This window comes from Brevundimonas vesicularis (assembly GCF_014204545.1).
Classification (GTDB): domain Bacteria; phylum Pseudomonadota; class Alphaproteobacteria; order Caulobacterales; family Caulobacteraceae; genus Brevundimonas; species Brevundimonas vesicularis_B.
Window position 1 is genome coordinate 1 of the sequence record NZ_JACHLJ010000013.1, and the last position, 1,829, is coordinate 1,829.

Annotated in this window: 1 protein-coding gene; it reads left to right on the forward strand. The window is 62.2% G+C overall.

Annotated elements, in window-relative coordinates; genetic code table 11:
- Positions 1–27: 27 nt before the first annotated feature.
- A complete protein-coding gene (locus HNP47_RS16135) occupies positions 28–1,236 on the forward strand; it encodes a site-specific integrase (protein ID WP_184280371.1) in 1,209 nt (402 codons plus the stop codon).
- The last annotated feature ends 593 nt before the right edge of the window (positions 1,237–1,829 follow it).

Here is a 1,829-nt window from a genome sequence, read left to right on the forward strand (position 1 = left end):
CGTCAGGCTCGGATCGTCGCAGCGATGTTGGAGCAGGAGTGGCGGGACATCGAGACCCACGGCGTTCAGCCTGTCATCGTGCTCCCACCCGAGCGACCAAAGCCCGCAGCCACGCCCACGGCGGCGCCAGCGGACAAAACGCTTCGCCAAGCCTTTGAACTCTTCCGATCCGACCCTGCAAAGCAGCGCACTCGGAAGACGGACCTCCATTATCTTAACCTGATCGAACTAACGGTCGGCCTCTGGGGGGAAGACCGCACCATCCGCTCCATCGACCGCGAAGCCTCGCGTGAGCTTCTCGAAGTGCTCCGCTGGCTCCCCTCCAACGCCGAGAAGAAGTTTCCGAAGCTGTCGCCTCTCGCCGCCGCGCGGATGGCGAAGGAGAAGGGGCTTACCGGAAGGCTCTCGCCCGCGTCGGTCAACGGCTACATGTGCAAGTTCCGGGCGGTGATGAACTTCTGTCAGAACGAGGGCTGGATCGAACGGAACCCAGCCAAGGGACTTCAAGTCATCGACCGGGTGAGACGGCGAGATAAACGTCTGCCTTTTTCCACCGAGCAGCTACGCCTGATCTTCGACGCTCCGATCTTTCGCGGTTGCGTTGACGACTGGGCCGGATACTCCACGCCCGGCCCCGCACGTCCACGTCGCGGGCGTTTCTGGGTGCCTCTCATCGCCCTGTTCTCGGGCATGCGAATGAACGAGATCTGTCAGCTACACGTCGCAGACATCCATCGGCTCGATGGCGTGGACTGCTTCTTCGTGACCGAAGGTCCGTCCGATACTGACAACGGAAAACGTCTGAAGACCGCCGCCAGCGAGCGGTTCATCCCGGTCCATCCGATGCTGATCGAAATCGGGTTCATGGCCTTCGTAGAGCAGCGGCGAGCGGCGGGCGCCGTTCGTCTGTTCTCCGAACTCCAAAAGTCCAGCACCGGCTACTACAGCGACCCCTTCTCGAAGTGGTTTCGTCGCTTCCTTGAGCGCGCTGGCGCGATCCGAGAGAAGACCTGCTTCCACTCGTTCCGGCACTGCTACCGGGATGCGCTGCGAGAAGCCCGTATCGAGCATGAAGTCGCTCTCGCCCTCGGAGGCTGGTCGTCAGCGAACGGAAACGAAGGCGGCGAAACCGCCGCTGCTTACGGTCGAGGCTATCGCGCCCAGACGCTGTATGAAGCCATCGGCCGGATAGCCTATCCCGAACTCGACCTGTCCCACCTCGTCAGACACGGATGACGAAGATGCGTTTGCGGGCAGTCAACGAAACCACGGCTTCGGTCGTTAGTCGTATATGTTCCGACGCATTCACCGTCTCGCAGTCGCGTGTGCCGCAATAGTCCTTTTCGGATGTTCGAAGCCGCCTGAAGCGGCCCCGACCCCGGCGGGCTTCCATCGCATCGACGCGGTTGGTCCCTTTTCAGTGGCCATTCCTGATGGACTCACTCGCCTGCCTGTCATTGGCGTGGATACAGAGGTGGACGAGTTCGTAGGGGATGGTCTGCGCCTCGGTCTCTCGCATGGATCGTATGGTTCAGTGCCGCCTCCACAGGTCGGGTTGATCGACCATTCGACCGGTGACCTTGAGGTCGATGGAAGGTCGGGGACGTGGGCAGCCTACGAGCGTAGTGCCGATCAGGTGGCTGACGGCCTTCCGCACGCATGGATCGGCGCGGTTAGAGCCCCCCCTCGCCGGGGTGCGGCTCCTGCGGAGCCTGTCGGGCTGACGATCTATCTATCCTGCCGCACGAAGCAGATTTGCGAAATCGGCCCCAAGGTGGCGGCAACGGTGCGGTTTGGGCGATAGCCCGTCGTTTCACGGATGTCGGCGA